Here is a 15,427-nt window from a genome sequence, read left to right on the forward strand (position 1 = left end):
GTCGCGCGGGGGTCAGTCCCGCCCGCGCGACCAGGTCGCCGGGTCGACCGCGGTCTGCTCGCCGGTGGCCAGGTCCTTCACCTCGTGCGGCCGACCGTCCTCGAACGGCGGGAACCACACGAACGGCACACCCTTGCGCGAGGCGTACCGGACCTGCTTGGCGACCTTGTCCTCCTGGTGGTACAGCTCGACGTTGAAACCCCTGTCCCGCAACGCCTTCGCCGTCCCGGTCGCGACCTGCCGCCGGTCCTTCGGCAGCACGACCAGCACGTCGGCGGGCGTGCTCGGGCCGGTGCCGAGCAGCCCGGCGGACAGCATCTTGGCGAAGATCCGCGAGAACCCGATCGACATGCCCACGCCGGGCAGCCTGCGCCGGATGAACGACCCGGCCAGGTCGTCGTACCGGCCGCCGGAGCAGATCGCGCCGTACTCCGGCCAGTCCGCGAACTTCCCCTCGTAGACGGTGCCGGTGTAGTAGTCCAGGCCGCGTGCGATGGAGAAGTCGACGACGACTTCGGGCAGGTCGGACAGCTCCCGCAGCACGAAGTCCAGCTCCGCCAGGCCTTCGTCCAGCAGGGCCGACCGCACGCCCAGCCGTCGCACCGCCTCGACGTCCCGCAACCGCGCCAGCTCCAGCACGGCGTCGACCTGCCCCGGTTCGAGCCGGTCGGCCAGCAGGCCCGCGACACCGTCCGCGCCGATCTTGTCGATCTTGTCCACGGCGCGGATGACGTCGACCGGGTCGGCGATGCCCAGACCTTCGTAGAAGCCCTGCAACACCTTGCGGTTGTTCACGTTGATGGTCCACGCGGGCAGGTCCAGCGAGGTCAGCACCTCGTGCACGATGCGCGGCAGCTCGGCGTCGAAGTGCAGCGGCACGTCGTCCACGTTGATCACGTCGAGGTCGCACTGGGTGAACTCGCGGAACCGCCCGTCCTGCGGCCGTTCGCCGCGCCACACCCGCTGCACCTGGTACCGCTTGAACGGGAACACCAGCTCGTTGAAGTGCTGCGCCGCGTACCGCGCGAGCGGCACGGTCAGGTCGAAGTGCAGTCCGAGCTGCCCTTCCTCCTCGCCCTGAGCCCGCCCGAGCGCGTAGACCTCCTTCGAGGTCTCCCCCTTGGCCACCAGCACTTCCATGCGCTCGACCGAGGGCGTCTCGATGGAGCAGAACCCGTACCGCTCGAACGCCGCGCGGATCCGGTCCAGCCACCGCAGCTCGACCAGGCGCACATGGGGCAGCCACTCGGGGAAGCCGCCGACGGGCACCGGTCTCACCAGGGGCTGATCGCTCATGACCGGAAGTGCACCGGATTCCGCCCCACCACGCCAACCGGATTTCCGATCGGGTGTACGTCGGTCCGCGTACGCGGGAGGACCGCTCCCGGGCCGACGCGGGTACCGGCGCGCGACCGCCACGATGGGCCGACGTCCGAGGTCAGGGGGTCAGGTCATGGGAGAGATCACGCGCCGGGTCGTGCTCGGCGGGATGGCGGGTGCGGCGGCGCTGACGGCCACGCCGTCACGGGGGAACGCGGCTGGAGCGGCTGAGATCCGGGGCCCGGCGGCTGACGACGACGTCGCCGGCACCATGAACCTCACCGCGGCCGACGCCGTGCTCCAGCGGATCGCCGATGCCTTCCCCCAGACCGCGCTGAACGGCCTGCGCGGGCAGTTCGAATCCTCGGCCACGCACAGCGAGCTCGACTGGACCAGCACCACCTACCGCGCCACCCGGCCGCTGCTCTACCAGTTCGACGTGTCCGCCGTGATGTGCCGGTGGCTGGACGACGTCGGGCTGAACCACAGCAACTGGGCGCGGTTCCGGGTCGCGCCGACACCCGTGCCGGTGAACGCGGTGGTCCGGCCGGACGGCACCCGTGACCTGGGGTCCGGCCGGCACCGGCTGACACGGCGACTGGGCCGGGACGTCGTGGTGGGCGGCCACTCGGCGGATGTCGCGCCGAGTGGCCGCCCACGGTCGACTATGCCGGGCGGGCGACGATCCGGGGAACCGTCTGCAACGCGGTCATGATGTCGTCCACGGCCGCGCCCAGCTTGGCGTACTTCTCGGTGTAGAGCACCGGGAAGACGCCGGGGCGGTTGGCGGGCCGGTAGGTGTCGACGTAGTCCGTGCCCAGGTTGGAGAACACGACCACGATGTAGTGGCGCCTGCCGTTGCCGGGCAGGGCCTTCACGATGCCCGCGTCGCTGCCGGTCGTGTCGACCCAGCCGGTCTTGTGGCCGAACGTCACCTCGGCCACCGCGTCGCACGGCCGCACGTCGCTGTCGTACACGGCGTCGCCGACCTTCATCGTGCCATCGGGCTGGACCCAGCGCGGCGGCGTCCGCTGCGCGATGCCCTGCACCGGGTAGGCGCGACCGCAGTGGTTCGTGGTGGACAGCATCTCGTTGTGGCCCTGGCCGGCCAGCGACTTGAGGAACTGGACCCGGGACGCCAGGCTCAGCTCGTCACGGGTGACGACCTTGCCCGCGTCGGTCGTCCACAGCGTGCCGGTGGCGCCGTTGACCAGCAGGAGCAGCTTCGCGGTGTCGATGCTGCTCATGTTCGACCCGATCCACCGGCCGCCGTTCTCCGGGTTGGTGCCGGTGACCATCAGCGTGGGCATGCCCAGCTCGACGAACGTGCGGTTGATCTCGTCCCACGCGCCGAGGTCGTGGATCATCTTGATCAGCGCGCAGGTCGACTCGTTCTGCGACTTGGTGATCATCTCGTCGAAGTGCTGCCGGATCACCTTGCTGGACGCGGCACCGCACACCGGGTGCGGCGTCACCGGCACGTAGTCGTAGACCGCGTTCAGGTCCACCCGGCCCTGGTCGGCCAGCCGCAGCACGCCGAAGCCCACCATCAGCTTGAGCACCGACGCCGGGTACGGCGAGGAGAAGTCGATGGGCGCGCCCTCCCGGCCGGCGAGCACGTCGCGGGTGCCCCGGCCGCCGTTGACGTCCCACTCGGTGTCGTCCCACCAGCGGTAGCGCACCTTGTCGGTGGACAGCTCGCGCCGGTCCAGCGGCACCACGACGCCGTTCGGGTACTGCGGGCTGAGCAGCACGTCGGCCATCGCGCTCGGCCGCCCGAAGCGGTCCAGCTCGATCACCGCGATGTCCAGGTTCGGCGTCTGGTGCAGCGGCCTGGCCGCGGCGGCGTCGAGCCGGGCGGTGCCCGCCTCGGCGGCGGACAGCGGGTCGTACTTCTCCGGCGCACCGGCCTTGGACGCCGCGACCCGCTCCGGCGGGGTCAGGTCGAGCACGTCCCGGAAGTCCTGCGCCACCACGGCCTGGCGCAGTTGCTCGGCCAGCAGGGTGTTGACGTCCTGCGCGACCGCCCCCGCGGTCGTCACCGCGGTCACCGAGCTGACCAGCGCCGCGGTCGCCGTGAGGGCGGTGGCGGCGAGCAGCCTGCGTCGGAAGGATCTCATTGCGCTCCCCCATGAAGTGATCCGTTTGCGCCGCCGACCGTAGTGCATCCGCCGCTGTGGTGCGGTACCTCGTATTCTAGCGCTAGAATAGGCCTGTGGACCTGACCCCCGCCGAACTCACGCTCCTCGGCCTGCTCGTGGAAGCACCACGTCACGGCTACGAGCTGGAGGAGGTCATCACGGCCCGCGGCCTGCGCGAGTGGACCGAGATCGGGTTCAGCTCGATCTACTACCTGCTCGGCAGGCTCCGCGACCGCGGGCTCATCGCCGAGGCTGGGTCGGACGGGCCGGCGCGCGGCAAGGCGCGCAAGGTGTTCGCCCCGACCCCGGACGGCGTCCGCGCCTGCGCGCGAGCCGCCGAGGAGGCCGTCGCCACGCTCCGGCCGGTGTTCCCGCCGGTGCTCGTCGGCCTGGCGAACCAACCGGTGATCCCGCCGGAGCGGCTGCGCGCCGCGCTGGCACGGCGGGCGGAGGCGTTGGCGGCCAAGATCGCCGAGGTGCGGGCCGCCGCACGGCCGGACGCACCGCCGTTCGTCCGCGTGATCTTCGACTACTCGCTCGGCCAGCTCGAAGCCGAACAGCGGTGGCTCGCCGCGTACCGAGGAGAACCCGATGCCCCACGACGTGAAGCGTGAGCTGAAAGAGCTGTACGCGCCGAAGAACCGCCAGTGGGCGCTGGTGGACGTGCCCACCCAGCGGTTCCTGGCGGTCGACGGCGCCGGGGACCCGAACACGTCGCCGGACTACACGCGTGCCGTCGAGGCGTTGTACTCGGTCGCGTACACGGTGAAGTTCGCGAGCAAGCGCGCCGGCCGGGACTTCGTGGTCGGCCCGCTCGAAGGCCTGTGGTGGGCCGACGACCCGAGCGTGTTCACCGCGCGGGCCAAGGAGTCGTGGCACTGGCGGATGCTGATCAGCTTGCCGGACTGGGTGACCACCGACCAGGTGACCGACGCCGTCGCCACCGCGTCGGCGAAGAAGAAGCAGCCCACGATCGCCGACGTCCGCCACGAAACCCTGGCGGAGGGCACTTGCGCGCAGGTGCTGCACATCGGCTCGTACGACGACGAAACCCCGCTGCTCGCCGAACTCCACGACGAGTACGTGCCGGGCAACGGCCTGACCCTGGCCGGCCCGCACCACGAGGTCTACCTCGGCGACCCGCGCCGGACCGACCCGGCGAAGCTGAGAACCGTGCTGCGCCAACCGGTCCGGCGGCTCGGCTGAACCGGTCGCGGCACTAGCGGAACGCGGTCAGGAACTGGTCGCGGAAGGTGTTCATGGGCCGCACGGGTGCCTGAGGGCCCGGTTCGAGGCCGTCCGTCCAGCCCCAGTCGGCGGTTCTGGCCCGGACGGCGGGGTCGCGGGACACGATGGTGATCGGCACGTCGCGGCCCGCGTCGGGGCCGGTCACGAACGGCGCGGGCTGGTGGTCGCCGAGGAAGACCAGCACCAGGTCGTCGTCACCGTAGGTCTCGACGTAGGACACCAGGGTGTTCACCGAGTACTCGACCGTGCGCGCGTAGTCGGCCCGCACCAGCGCCGGGTCGCGGCCGAGCATCGCCTCCGCCGGTGCCTCGCCCGAGGTCATGGAGTGGTAGATCGAGCCGTCGCCCAGGTTCTGCCAGCCGATGGTGGTCGGTGCGGGTGACCACGGGGCGTGGCTGGAGAGCAGCGGGATGACCGCCATGACGGGGTCGTCGCCGCGCTCGAACTGCTCGAACCTCGCCAGGGTGAACTCGTCGGGCGCGGTGGCGTAGCCGAATCGCGGGCCTCGGTAGCCGAGGTCGTCGAACGCGTAGATCCGGTCGTAGCCGAAGAACTCGCCTTCCGGCCACGCCTTCGTGATCCCCGGCATGACGCCGACCGAACGCCAGCCCGCACGGCGGAACGCGCCGCCGAGCGTCAACCGGTCGCCGGCCAGCAGGGTGCGGTAGCGCTGCTGGTTGTCGATCCACAGCCCGGACAGCAGGGTGGCCTGGGCCAGCCAACTGCCACCGCCGGAGGTAGGGGAGGTCAGGAACGCGCTGCGCGAGGCGTAACCGGCATCGGCCAGGCGTTCGGTGCCCGCGTCGAGCGCGGCGGTCACGTGGGGCGCGATGTCGGGGTGTTCCACGGCGGAACGGCCGTAGCTCTCCACGAAGGCCACGATGACGTCCTTGCCCCGCAACGCGGTCAGCAGCTCGTCGGTGGCGAACGGGTCGACGGCCGACTCCGCGGCGAACTCGGCGCGGTCGCGCAGGCTGTCCTGGACCCGGACGGCCTGGTCGTGGACGAACGTCGTCGTGTCGTGGGAGGCCAGGGCGGGTGCGGCGAAGGTGCAGGCGGTGAGGACGGCGACCGCGCGGGTCACGGCGAGGCGGTGGCGGCCGACCGCCCGGGTCAGCCGTGCGGCGGAACGTGCCGTCAGGTAGACGATCACGGCCGTCAGCAGCACGGCGGCGACGACGGTCGCGACGGCGGCGAACCGGCCCGCGGTCACGTTCACGTAGTCCACCGCGGGCACCAGCAGCGGCCAGTCGAGCACCAGGTCGAACGGCCGGTGCAGCACCGCGTCGAAGCCCAGGTCCAGGATCTTGACCACGAGCAGGCCGCCGAGCACCGCGCCGCCCACCGCGGCTGCCGGGTCGCGCGCCCGTTCCGGCAGCACCGGCACCAGCACGACGGCGAGCAGCGCCTCGACCGGCAGGCGCAGGAACGTCGCCGGTGCCAGCGAGTCGACGTCGGCGGGCATGAGCAGGGCGAGCAGGACGAGTGCCCAGGCTGCGAAGGTCATGCGGTCCTCTCTGCTCGCTTTGCCCGGTACAACGTGCGCCGGCGGCGGCCCGGTTCAGCGATGGCCCACTCGGCGACGGCGACGTTGATCACCCAGCCGAGGCCGAGCAGGAGCGTCCTGGTCAACCCGGTGGCCGGGCCGACGAGCACGACCCACGCGATGGTGACCAGCGCCTGGGTGCCCGCGCCCTGGGCGAGCGCGTAGCCGCGGATCATCCACGCGCGGTGGCGGGGCAGGTCGCGGCGGCGGATCGCGAGGAAGCCGAGGACCAGCGCGAGGGTGGTGACCGAGCCGGTGACCAGGCGGAACGCGGCCAGGAGGTCGCCGTCACCTTCCGGGTAGGGGTAGAAGAGGGTCATCCACAGGCCGGTGAGGGACATGAGGAGGCCCGCGGGGATGAGGACCCGGCCGAGGTAGCGGTGCGTGCGGGGCTTGCGCCGGCGGAACCCGGGCGAGAACTGGAAGGCGCCGCCGAGGCAGTACGCGACGGCGCCGAAGATGTGCAGCACCACCGGCACGGGCGCGGCGAAGAACCTCGCGTTCTCCGGGGTGACCTCGCCACCGGCCAGGTCGGTGAGGCGCAGGGCGCCGCCCGCCACCGGGATGAGGGTGAGCGCGACCAGCGCGGTGGGGAGGAGCCAGCTGCGGGAGGAGGTCATGGTGGAGGCCCTTCTTGACGTCCGGGTGCCGGTCCGAGTCTGCGGACCGGCGCGGCGCGGGACATCGGGAGAAAGGCCGGGGCCGGGCGGTACTCCTGACCGGCGGCGGCTAGTACTTCCGGCCGGTCTCGTAGGCCCACAGGGCGATCTCGACCCGGTTGCGGGCGCCCAGCTTCGTCATCAGGCTCGCGACGTGCGTCTTGACCGTGCTCAGGGTGATGTGCAGCTCGTCGGCGATCTCGCGGTTGGTGCGTCCCCGCGCCACGGTCGCCAGGACCTGCTCTTCGCGGTCCGTGAGCGGTTCGAGGGGTTGCGCGGGTGACGCCGCGGGTTCGGCGGTGGCGAAGGTCTTGAGCAGCCGGGCGGTGATGCTCGGTGCGATCAGCGCGTCGCCCTCGGCGGCGGCGTGCACGGCCTGGGTGAGCAGCGCCGGTCCGGCGTCCTTGAGCAGGAAGCCGACGGCACCGGCGCGGAGCGCGGCGTAGACGTACTCGTCCAGGTCGAACGTGGTGATGACGACGACCGCGAGCGGGTCGGCCACGTCCGGTCCGGCCAGGAGCCGGGTGGCTTCGATGCCGTCCACACCGGGCATGCGGATGTCGAACAGGCACACGTCGGGGCGCAGCCGCCGGGCGAGCTCCACGGCCCGCCGACCGTCCGCCGCCGCGCCGACCACCTCGATGCCGGGTTGGGCGTCGAGGATCATGGTGAGGCCGGTGCGCACGATCTCCTGGTCGTCGGCCACGACCACGCGGACGCTCACGCGGCCGATCCCGTCCGGGGCAGGGTGGCGGTCACGGTCCAGCCGCGGTCGCGGCCGGGACCCGCGGCGCAGGTGCCGCCGAGCAGGTCGACGCGCTCGAACATGCCGATCAGGCCGTAGCCCGGGGTGGTCTGCGCGGAACCCTCGCCGTCGTCGCTCACGCGCAGGTGCACCGAGGTGTCGTCGGCGGCGACGCGGACCTCGATGCGGGTGGCGTGCCGGGCGTGCCGCTGCGCGTTGGTGACGGCTTCCTGGGCCAAGCGGTAGACCGCCGCGTCGATCGACGGGTGCACGCCGTCCAGGTCGCCGGTGATGCCCACCTCGACCGCCGGGCCGGAGCGGTGCGCCGCCGCGAGCTGGTCGAGGTCGGCGATGCGCGGGCTCGGTGCGAGGTCGACCGATTCGCCGCGCCGCAGGACGCGCACCATCGCGCGCATCTCGGTGAGCGCGCGGGTGGCCTCGGCCTCGATCAGGCGCAACGCGTCGGTCGCGGCGTCCGGTTGCGCCACGGCGAGGCCCGCCTGGGCGCGGATCGCGATCGCGGACACGTGGTGGGCGACCGTGTCGTGCAGGTCTCTGGCCAGCCGTTCCCGTTCCAGCAGCTTGACCCGGTCGAGCTCACGGGTGCGCAACCGGGACCGGTAGCGCATGGCGACACCGAGGGCGGTGGCCGCGAACAGCACGGTCAGCCCGCCGATCGCGTCGACGAGGGGCAGGTCGCGCAGGACCATGGACAGGCCCGCGGAGCCGGTCACCAGGGCCAGGCCGAGGACGGCCTCGCGCCCCGAACCCCACCGGACCACGGCGTACACCAGGATCAGGATGAACGCCGCCGTGTGGGGCTCGTCGCGGTCGTGGCCGGTGACCAGCGACACCAGGCCCGTGACGCCGAAGGCGACGACGAGCACGAGCAGCGGTCGGGTGCGCCGCCACAGCACCGCGGGCACCAGGCCCACCACCACGGCCGCCCACAGCCACCGCCACGGGAAGTCCGTCCGGAGGGCCGCTTCCAGCACCGCGAGCGATACGAGCACGCCGACGAGCGCCCAGTCACGCCACACCCGCGGCGGCGGCTGGTGTGGCCGGGGTTCACCCCAGGTGGCGCGGAGGACTGGCAGCACCCGCTGATCGTACGAGCGCCGGGCCCGCGTCGGATCGGCCTAAAGTACGACGGACCCCGGTCTGGTGGGCGTCGGTACGGTGGGCTCGTGACCCGCCCGTACGTCCTGCTCAGCGTGGCCGTCAGCGTGGACGGCTACATCGACGACCGCGGCGCGCGACGGTTCCCGCTGTCCAACGCCGAGGACTTCGACCACGTCGACCAGGTGCGCGCGGAGTCCGGCGCGATCCTCGTCGGCGCGGCGACGATCCGCCGCGACAACCCGCGCCTGCTGGTCAAGCACGCGCACCGCCGTGCCGCCAGGGTGGCGCAGGGCCGTCCCGAGTACCCGGTGAAGGTGACCGTGACCGGGAGCGGCGACCTCGACCCGGCGCTCGCGTTCTGGCACCACGGCGGCGACAAGCTCGTCTACACGTCTTCGGCCGGGCACCGGCGTGCCGTCGCGGCCGTCGGCGACCTGGCGGACGTGGTGTCGCTCGGCCCGACCGTCGACTTCGGCGCATTGCTGGACGACCTCGGCGCGCGCGGCGTGGACCGGCTCATGGTGGAGGGAGGCGGCACGATCCACACCGCGTTCCTGTCCGCCGGGTTGGCCGACGAGATCCGGATGGCGGTGGCACCGATGCTGATCGGGCAGGCCGCCGCGCCCCGGTTCGTCAACCCGGCCGAGTTCCCGGGCGGGCCGGCCCGCCGCTTCCACCTGGAGGACGTGACCAAGCTGGGTGACGTCGCCGTGCTGCGCTACTTCCCGAAGGCCTGAAGCAACGCCCGGATCGTGTCCCGGCGGAACCACGCCACGACGGCGGCGAGGACGAGCAGTATCGCGGGCAGCACCGCGCCGTCCGGGTCACCCAGGACGAACAGCTCTGTCGCGACCGCTCCCGTCATCACGCCGACCAGGCCCAGCGCGGCGAGCCCGCACAGGCGTGGCACGAGCAGGCCGAGCGCGCCGGCGAGCTCCAGCACCCCTGTCACGTAGCGGAGCCACTGGCCGGAGCCGATCTTGTCGAACTTGCCGACGAAGTCGTCGCCGAGGAGCGACACCCCGCTGTAGACGAAGTACGCGGCGAGCAGCACCTGCAACAGCCAGAGGGCGATGTTGCCGACGTTGGGGCCGACGTTGGCTCGAGCTGCGTCAGACATGGCTGATTCCTTGATCGTTGTCCGGATGGCTTGGAAGATCAAAAACGTCCTTGGTCATTCACGACACGGGAGCATTGCGCCACAACCACTCCACGTCCCGGCCGAACGACCAGACGAGCGACACCAGCGCCAGTCCGACCAGGACGGACGGGTGAGGCGGCAGGCCTGACGCGGCGACCACCAGCGCGATCCCCTGCACCGCGGCCACTACCTTCCGCGCGTAGCTCGGCGGCAGCGCGCCCCGCAGTCGGGCCAGCACCCAGGACGCCACCACGAACGCGTACCGCAACGCGCCCATGACCAGTACCCACGGCCCGAGGCTCAAGGCCACGTGCACGCTCAGCACCAGGATCAGGAACGCGTCGACCTCCATGTCGAACCGCGCGCCCAGCGCCGACGCCGTGCCCGTACGACGGGCTACCTGCCCGTCCACGAAGTCCAGCGCCAGCGCGACGGCGGCGAGCGCCACGAGCAGCGCCGTCTCCCGGCTGCCGTCGGCCACCAGCGCGGTGACCGCGCCGACCAGCAAGCCCCTGGCCGACGTGACCCGGTCGGCGGGACCCAGCACCCCGCGCGCCGACCGCTGCACCGCGCCGCTGAGCAACGCCTGCGTGGCCATCGCGTACGCGATGCCCGCCAGCCACCCGGCCGTGCCCAACCCGACCGTGCCCTCCAGCACGCCGAGCAGGATCACCTGGAGGCCGGCCCACGCGGACGGTTCGGTGGTGGTGGCCGCGCTGTGCTGAAGTGTGGTCATCGTGCCCCTCGTCGTCCGGAGGTTGTACAGATGACACGCTCTGCGAGGGCCCTCTGGTTCACCGCATCGGGAAAAAGTGAGATCCGGACCGTGCCGGTGGCCGAGCCGGGACCCGACGACGTGCTGGTGCGCACCCTGTACTCGGGGATCAGCCGGGGCACGGAGAGCCTGGTCCTGCGTGGTGGGGTGCCGGAGAGCCAGCACGACGTGATGCGGGCGCCGTTCCAGGACGGCGAGTTCCCGTGGCCGGTGAAGTACGGCTACCTCAACGTCGGCGTGGTGGAGCGCGGACCGCTGCTCGGCCGCACGGTGTTCTGCCTCTATCCACACCAGACGCACTACGTGGTGCCCGCCGACGCGGTGACGCCGGTGCCGGACTCGGTGCCCGCCGCGCGGGCGGTGCTGGCCGGGACGGTGGAGACGGCGGTGAACGCCCTGTGGGACGCCCGGCCGTTGATCGGTGACCGGATCGCGGTCGTCGGCGGCGGGATGGTGGGGTGCGGCGTGGCCGCCCTGCTGGCCCGGTTCCCGGGCGTGCGGCTGCAACTGGTGGACGCCGACCCGGGACGCGCGCCGGTGGCCGCCGCGCTCGGCGTGGACTTCGCGTTGCCCGAGGAGGCCGCGGGCGGCTGCGACCTGGTCGTGCACGCGAGCGCGTCCGAGGAAGGGCTGGCCCGGTCGTTGGCGCTGCTCGCACCGGAAGGCCAGGTGGTGGAGCTGAGCTGGTACGGCGACCGGCGGGTCTCGGTGCCGTTGGGCGAGTTCTTCCACTCGCGGCGGCTGCGGTTGCGCAGCAGCCAGGTGGGCGTGGTCGCGCGGCCGGACCGCACGTACGGCGAGCGGATGGCGTTGGCGCTGGACCTGCTCGCCGACCCGGCGTTCGACGCGCTGATCACCGGGGAGAGCCGGTTCGAGGACCTGCCGTCCGTGCTGGCCGGCACGCTGCCGCCGCTGTGCCACCGCGTTGACTACGGTGCCGGGCATGTACCTGCCTGACACCACCGAGGACGTGCGGACGCGGGCGGCGACCGTGGCGGTGCTGCCGGTCGGCAGCCACGAGCAGCACGGCCCGTACCTGCCGCTGGCCACGGACACGGTCGTCGCCTGCACGATCGCGCGGGCGATCGCCGACGCCCACCCGGTCCAGCTGCTGCCGCCGATCACGATCTCCTGCTCGCAGGAGCACGCCGCCTGGCCCGGCACGGTGAGCATCTCGGCGCGCACGCTGTACGCGGTGGTGCGGGACGTGGCGGACTCGTTGCGGCGGGCCGGGGTGCCGCACCTGGTGCTGGTCAGCGGGCACGGCGGGAACTACGTGCTGGCGAACGTCGTGCAGGAGTCGGAGGGGATGGCGCTGTTCCCGGGCAGCGGCGACTGGGCCGCGGCACGGGACGCCGCCGGGATCGGGACGACGTCCCGCAGCGACATGCACGCCGGTGAGCTGGAGACGTCGATCCTCCTGCACGCACACCCCGAGCTGGTGCGGCCCGGTTACGAGACGAGCGACCACCTGGCCGACGACCGGCCGCACCTGCTCACGCTGGGGCTCGCGCCGTACACGTCGTCGGGGGTGGTGGGGCGGCCGTCGCTGGCGTCAGCCGACAAGGGTCGGGACGTGCTCGCGGCGCTGGTCGAGTCGTTCGGGCCGTACCTGGCGGTGCTCTGAGGGCCACCGGACCAGGGTGAAGATGCCGGGCAGGCTGCTGATCAGCGCCAACACGCCGTAGACGACGCCGGTGGTGAGCCCTTGCGCGGCACCGAGCCCGGCCGCGCCGAACGCCACCGCCAGGAACGCCTCCCGCGGCCCGAAGCCACCGACGTTCAGCGGCACGGCCATGACCAGCAGCGCGAGCACGGCCAGCGGGACGAGACTGGTGATCGGCGCCCCGGTACCCGCCGCCCGTGCCGCGACCACGAACAGCGCCACGTGCCCGGCCAGCACCGCGGTGGAGAGCAGGGTGACCTTCGGCAGGACTTCGCGGTTGAGCAGACCGGTGCGTGCGTCGGCCCACGTCGTCCGCACGGCCCGGCGGACTCTCGGGGACAGCCCGGCCAGCGGCAGGAGGGCGACCGGCAGCACGCCGAGACCCGGCAGGTCGATCGGCAGGGAGCCGGTGCACAGGACGGCGACACCGAGGACGACCAGCACCACCTGACCGGCGGCGCGTTCGAACACCACCGCCCGGACTCCGCGCGCCACATCACCGCTCTGCCGCCCGTGGCTCACGGCCCGGTGCACGTCACCCAGCACACCGGCGGGCAGGACGGCGTTGAGCAGGAGCCCGCGGTAGTAGTCGGAGACGGCGGTGCCGAGGGTGAGCGGCAACCCGAGCCGGCGGGCGATCAGGCACCACCGCCAAGCACTCGCCACCGTGGTCACCAGCCCGATCCCCAACGCGGCGGCCACCGCCCGACCGTCGACCGCCCGAAGACCCGCCACGAACGCCTCGGCACCCCACTGCCGCCCCAACGCCACCAGGATGCCCACCGCACCCACCAACCGCAGCCACGGCCAAGCCCGCCTCACCGCGGCACCGCCAGGAGGTCGGTGTGGTGCACCACCACACCCGGCCCGTGTTCGAGCTTCCGCCGCAGGTACCCGGGTGCTTCGGCGGCCAGGCGGGGTTCCTGCTCGACCGCCGCCTCCACCCACCCGCGCAGCCACTCCCCCGCCAGGGCGGCCTGCTCCGGGCCGAGCCGCCACGGGCTGGGGCTCGTCGTCACCTCGGCACCCCGCCGTCCGAACGCCTCCACCGCGGCAGGCACGGCGTCCGGGCCCAGCAGTCGCCGACCGTCGACGACCCGCCGCTGGTGGGCGTTGAACGCGGCCTCGAACTCCGCGTCCAGCGGCTCGGGCTCGGCGAACTCCACCCGACCCGCCACCGACAGCGTGAACAGCGCCGGGCAGCCCGCGTCCGCGCACGCGCCTGCCAACCCGTCCACCTCCTCCGCCGTCAGCAGGTCCAGCAGCGCCGACGCGGTGACCAGCGACGTACCGGCCAGGTCGGCGGCGGTGAGACGGGTCAGGTCGCCCTCGTGCGTCTCGATCGTCACCCCGCTCATGGTCGCCGCCGCGATGCTGAGCAGCCGGGGGTCGCGGTCGTGCAGCACCCAGTGCTGCGGACCACCCAGCCGTCCGGCGAGCCACCGTCCCAACGATCCCGTCCCACACCCGAGATCACGCACCACGAGGGGTGTCCGGTTCAGATCGATCTCCCGGAGCCGGTCGACCAGGTCGTGCGCGCGGGCCTCCGCGTCGGCCTTCTCGCGCAGGGACAGCCATTCCGGTGCGAAGGTGCTCATGGCCGCAGACTAGCCAGCACACCCGCCAGACCGGCCGCCGTCTCGTCCCAAGTGGACAGCTCACCGCGCCGCCGCGCGGCCCGACCGCGCAGGTCACGCCGCCACTCGTCATCGGTCAGCCACCGCCGCAAAGCCCGGCCGAACGCCGCCACGTCGCCCGGCGGCAGCAGCACCCCGCCCGCACCGAGCGCGTCCGGCACGGCGCTCGCCACCACCGGCACGCCCCGCGCCAACGCCTCGGTCACCACCATCCCGTACGTCTCGGCCAACGACGCCAGCACGACCAGGTCCGCCGTCGCGTACGCGCGATCGAGCGCCGGACCGTGCAGTGGCCCGGTCAGCTCGACGCGCCCGGCGAGCCCGTGCCGGGTGATCAGCTCCCCGACCGGCCACCGCTGCGACCCGACGAACGCGCACGTCCACGGCAGGTCCGCGACCGAAGCCAGCGCGCGCACCAGCACGTCGTGCCCCTTGCGGGGCGTGATGGAAGCGACGCAGAGCAACCGGGACGCACCGTCCGTGCCGGTGGCCATCGGCGCGGGGTCGGTGCCGGGTGGGACGACGTGGACCTGTGCCAACCCGTGGTGCTCCGCGAGCCGCCGTGCCGCCGAAGGACTGGTCGCGACGACGGCGCGGGCGGCACGCAGGCACTCCCGTTCGGCGGCGTCGAGCCGCGAGGCCACGGCGGGCGGCAGACCCGTCTCGTCGGCCAGCGGCAGGTGCACCAACACCGCCAACCGCAACCGGTCCGCGTGCGGCACGACGACGTCCGGCACACCGCACGCCACCAGCCCGTCGAGCAGCACGACCGCGTCGTCCTCGATCCCGCGCAACGCCAGGTCCAGCGCCGCGCGGGCGCCGGAACCGGGTTGCGGCCAGGCACCGGGCACCACGACCTCGCGCACGGCGAGCCGTCGAGCCACCTGCCGGTCGTAGGCGTTGCCGCCGCTGGGCGACGCCGGGTCGTCCACGCCGCCGGGCAGGACGAAGTGGACCGTCACAGCGGGCGTTCGTAGCTCGCCCACGCGACGTGCGACTCGTGCAGCGTGACCTCGATCCCGGTCAGACCGCGCGCACCCTCGCCGAGCGAACCCGCGTGCACGGCGTCCGCGAGCTGGTCCGCGATGTGCTTGGCCAGGAACTCGGTCGACGTGTTGACCCCGGCGAACGCGGGCACGTCGTCCAGGTTGCGGTAGTTGAGGTCGGCGAGGACGGCGCGCAGCCGTTCGGTCGCGAGTCCGATGTCGACCACGATGTTGTCGGCGTCGAGTTCGTCCCGTTTGAACCGGGCGTCGACCACGAACGTTGCCCCGTGCAGGCGTTGTGCCGGACCGAACACCTCGCCGCGGAAGCTGTGGGCGACCATGACGTGATCGCGGACGGTGATGCTGAACAGGGTGACCTCCGCCGAGTGAGCGAGTTACCGTGCAACTCCCGGCCGAGCGTAGTGAACTCCGCGCCGGCTG

The 15,427-nt window shown here is 72.7% G+C and carries 18 protein-coding genes; 6 read left to right on the forward strand and 12 right to left on the reverse strand.

Annotated elements, in window-relative coordinates:
- Window positions 1-12 precede the first annotated feature (12 nt).
- Window positions 13-1,296, reverse strand: a complete 1,284-nt coding sequence (gene hisS / locus B0I31_RS11615; protein WP_106615298.1) for a histidine--tRNA ligase — start codon at window positions 1,294-1,296, stop codon at window positions 13-15.
- Between the two features lie 157 nt (window positions 1,297-1,453).
- Here hisS and B0I31_RS11620 point away from each other — a divergent pair, with 157 nt between their 5' ends.
- On the forward strand, window positions 1,454-2,035 hold the full coding sequence (locus B0I31_RS11620) for a hypothetical protein (protein ID WP_106615299.1): 582 nt from the start codon (window positions 1,454-1,456) through the stop codon (window positions 2,033-2,035).
- Here the strand turns inward: B0I31_RS11620 and B0I31_RS11625 are convergent.
- The gene (locus tag B0I31_RS11625; protein ID WP_106615300.1) at window positions 1,986-3,440 is read right to left on the reverse strand and encodes a serine hydrolase; all 1,455 of its coding nucleotides are present in this window, start codon (window positions 3,438-3,440) and stop codon (window positions 1,986-1,988) included. The genes B0I31_RS11620 and B0I31_RS11625 overlap by 50 nt on opposite strands.
- Window positions 3,441-3,541: 101 nt before the next feature.
- Between B0I31_RS11625 and B0I31_RS11630 the strand changes: the two genes are divergently transcribed.
- Both B0I31_RS11630 and B0I31_RS11635 read left to right on the forward strand, forming a co-directional pair.
- Window positions 3,542-4,075: a helix-turn-helix transcriptional regulator gene (locus tag B0I31_RS11630; protein ID WP_106615454.1), complete on the forward strand. Its 534-nt coding sequence runs from the start codon at window positions 3,542-3,544 to the stop codon at window positions 4,073-4,075.
- Window positions 4,053-4,667 carry a GyrI-like domain-containing protein gene (locus B0I31_RS11635; protein WP_106615301.1) on the forward strand — a complete coding sequence of 205 codons (615 nt, stop codon included), beginning with the start codon at window positions 4,053-4,055 and terminating at the stop codon, window positions 4,665-4,667. Before B0I31_RS11630 ends, B0I31_RS11635 begins: the two co-directional genes overlap by 23 nt.
- Before the next feature lie 13 nt (window positions 4,668-4,680).
- Here B0I31_RS11635 and B0I31_RS11640 read toward each other — a convergent pair whose 3' ends face one another.
- The 4 genes from B0I31_RS11640 to B0I31_RS11655 all read right to left on the reverse strand — a co-directional run bounded on the left by B0I31_RS11640 (window position 4,681) and on the right by B0I31_RS11655 (window position 8,759).
- Window positions 4,681-6,216 carry a sulfatase-like hydrolase/transferase gene (locus B0I31_RS11640; protein ID WP_106615302.1) on the reverse strand — a complete coding sequence of 512 codons (1,536 nt, stop codon included), beginning with the start codon at window positions 6,214-6,216 and terminating at the stop codon, window positions 4,681-4,683.
- Window positions 6,213-6,875: a DUF2306 domain-containing protein gene (locus B0I31_RS11645; protein ID WP_106615303.1), complete on the reverse strand. Its 663-nt coding sequence runs from the start codon at window positions 6,873-6,875 to the stop codon at window positions 6,213-6,215. Before B0I31_RS11645 ends, B0I31_RS11640 begins: the two co-directional genes overlap by 4 nt.
- A 109-nt stretch (window positions 6,876-6,984) precedes the next feature.
- Window positions 6,985-7,638 carry a response regulator gene (locus B0I31_RS11650; protein ID WP_106615304.1) on the reverse strand — a complete coding sequence of 218 codons (654 nt, stop codon included), beginning with the start codon at window positions 7,636-7,638 and terminating at the stop codon, window positions 6,985-6,987.
- Window positions 7,635-8,759: a sensor histidine kinase gene (locus tag B0I31_RS11655; RefSeq protein ID WP_106615305.1), complete on the reverse strand. Its 1,125-nt coding sequence runs from the start codon at window positions 8,757-8,759 to the stop codon at window positions 7,635-7,637. The genes B0I31_RS11650 and B0I31_RS11655 overlap by 4 nt, the downstream gene beginning before the upstream one ends.
- A gap of 87 nt (window positions 8,760-8,846) precedes the next feature.
- Between B0I31_RS11655 and B0I31_RS11660 the strand changes: the two genes are divergently transcribed.
- Entirely contained in the window at window positions 8,847-9,518 is a 672-nt protein-coding gene (locus tag B0I31_RS11660; protein ID WP_106615306.1) for a RibD family protein, read from the forward strand.
- Here the strand turns inward: B0I31_RS11660 and B0I31_RS11665 are convergent.
- Both B0I31_RS11665 and B0I31_RS11670 read right to left on the reverse strand, forming a co-directional pair.
- Window positions 9,500-9,901 (reverse strand): DoxX family protein, encoded by a 402-nt coding sequence (locus B0I31_RS11665; RefSeq protein WP_106615307.1) that lies wholly within the window; start codon window positions 9,899-9,901, stop codon window positions 9,500-9,502. The genes B0I31_RS11660 and B0I31_RS11665 overlap by 19 nt on opposite strands.
- Before the next feature lie 58 nt (window positions 9,902-9,959).
- A complete protein-coding gene (locus B0I31_RS11670) occupies window positions 9,960-10,658 on the reverse strand; it encodes a CDP-alcohol phosphatidyltransferase family protein (RefSeq protein WP_106615308.1) in 699 nt (232 codons plus the stop codon).
- A gap of 30 nt (window positions 10,659-10,688) precedes the next feature.
- On the opposite strand from B0I31_RS11670, the gene B0I31_RS11675 reads away from it, so the two are divergent.
- Window positions 10,689-11,654: a zinc-dependent alcohol dehydrogenase gene (locus B0I31_RS11675; RefSeq protein WP_106615309.1), complete on the forward strand. Its 966-nt coding sequence runs from the start codon at window positions 10,689-10,691 to the stop codon at window positions 11,652-11,654.
- Window positions 11,641-12,324, forward strand: a complete 684-nt coding sequence (locus B0I31_RS11680) for a creatininase family protein (protein WP_106615310.1) — start codon at window positions 11,641-11,643, stop codon at window positions 12,322-12,324. The genes B0I31_RS11675 and B0I31_RS11680 overlap by 14 nt, the downstream gene beginning before the upstream one ends.
- Here B0I31_RS11680 and B0I31_RS11685 read toward each other — a convergent pair.
- The 4 genes from B0I31_RS11685 to B0I31_RS11700 are packed head-to-tail and all read right to left on the reverse strand — an operon-like array spanning window position 12,253 to window position 15,357.
- Complete coding sequence (locus tag B0I31_RS11685; protein WP_106615311.1) at window positions 12,253-13,185, reverse strand: lysylphosphatidylglycerol synthase transmembrane domain-containing protein; 933 nt, start codon at window positions 13,183-13,185, stop codon at window positions 12,253-12,255. The two genes, B0I31_RS11680 and B0I31_RS11685, sit on opposite strands and share 72 nt — an antisense overlap.
- On the reverse strand, window positions 13,182-13,961 hold the full coding sequence (locus tag B0I31_RS11690) for a class I SAM-dependent methyltransferase (protein WP_106615312.1): 780 nt from the start codon (window positions 13,959-13,961) through the stop codon (window positions 13,182-13,184). The genes B0I31_RS11685 and B0I31_RS11690 overlap by 4 nt, the downstream gene beginning before the upstream one ends.
- Entirely contained in the window at window positions 13,958-14,962 is a 1,005-nt protein-coding gene (locus B0I31_RS11695; RefSeq protein WP_106615313.1) for a glycosyltransferase family 4 protein, read from the reverse strand. Before B0I31_RS11695 ends, B0I31_RS11690 begins: the two co-directional genes overlap by 4 nt.
- Window positions 14,959-15,357 carry a 6-pyruvoyl trahydropterin synthase family protein gene (locus B0I31_RS11700; RefSeq protein ID WP_106615314.1) on the reverse strand — a complete coding sequence of 133 codons (399 nt, stop codon included), beginning with the start codon at window positions 15,355-15,357 and terminating at the stop codon, window positions 14,959-14,961. Before B0I31_RS11700 ends, B0I31_RS11695 begins: the two co-directional genes overlap by 4 nt.
- Window positions 15,358-15,427: the final 70 nt, after the last annotated feature.

Origin of the sequence: Saccharothrix carnea, assembly GCF_003014735.1 — a bacterium.
In the GTDB taxonomy this organism is placed as follows: Bacteria; Actinomycetota; Actinomycetes; order Mycobacteriales; family Pseudonocardiaceae; genus Actinosynnema; species Actinosynnema carneum.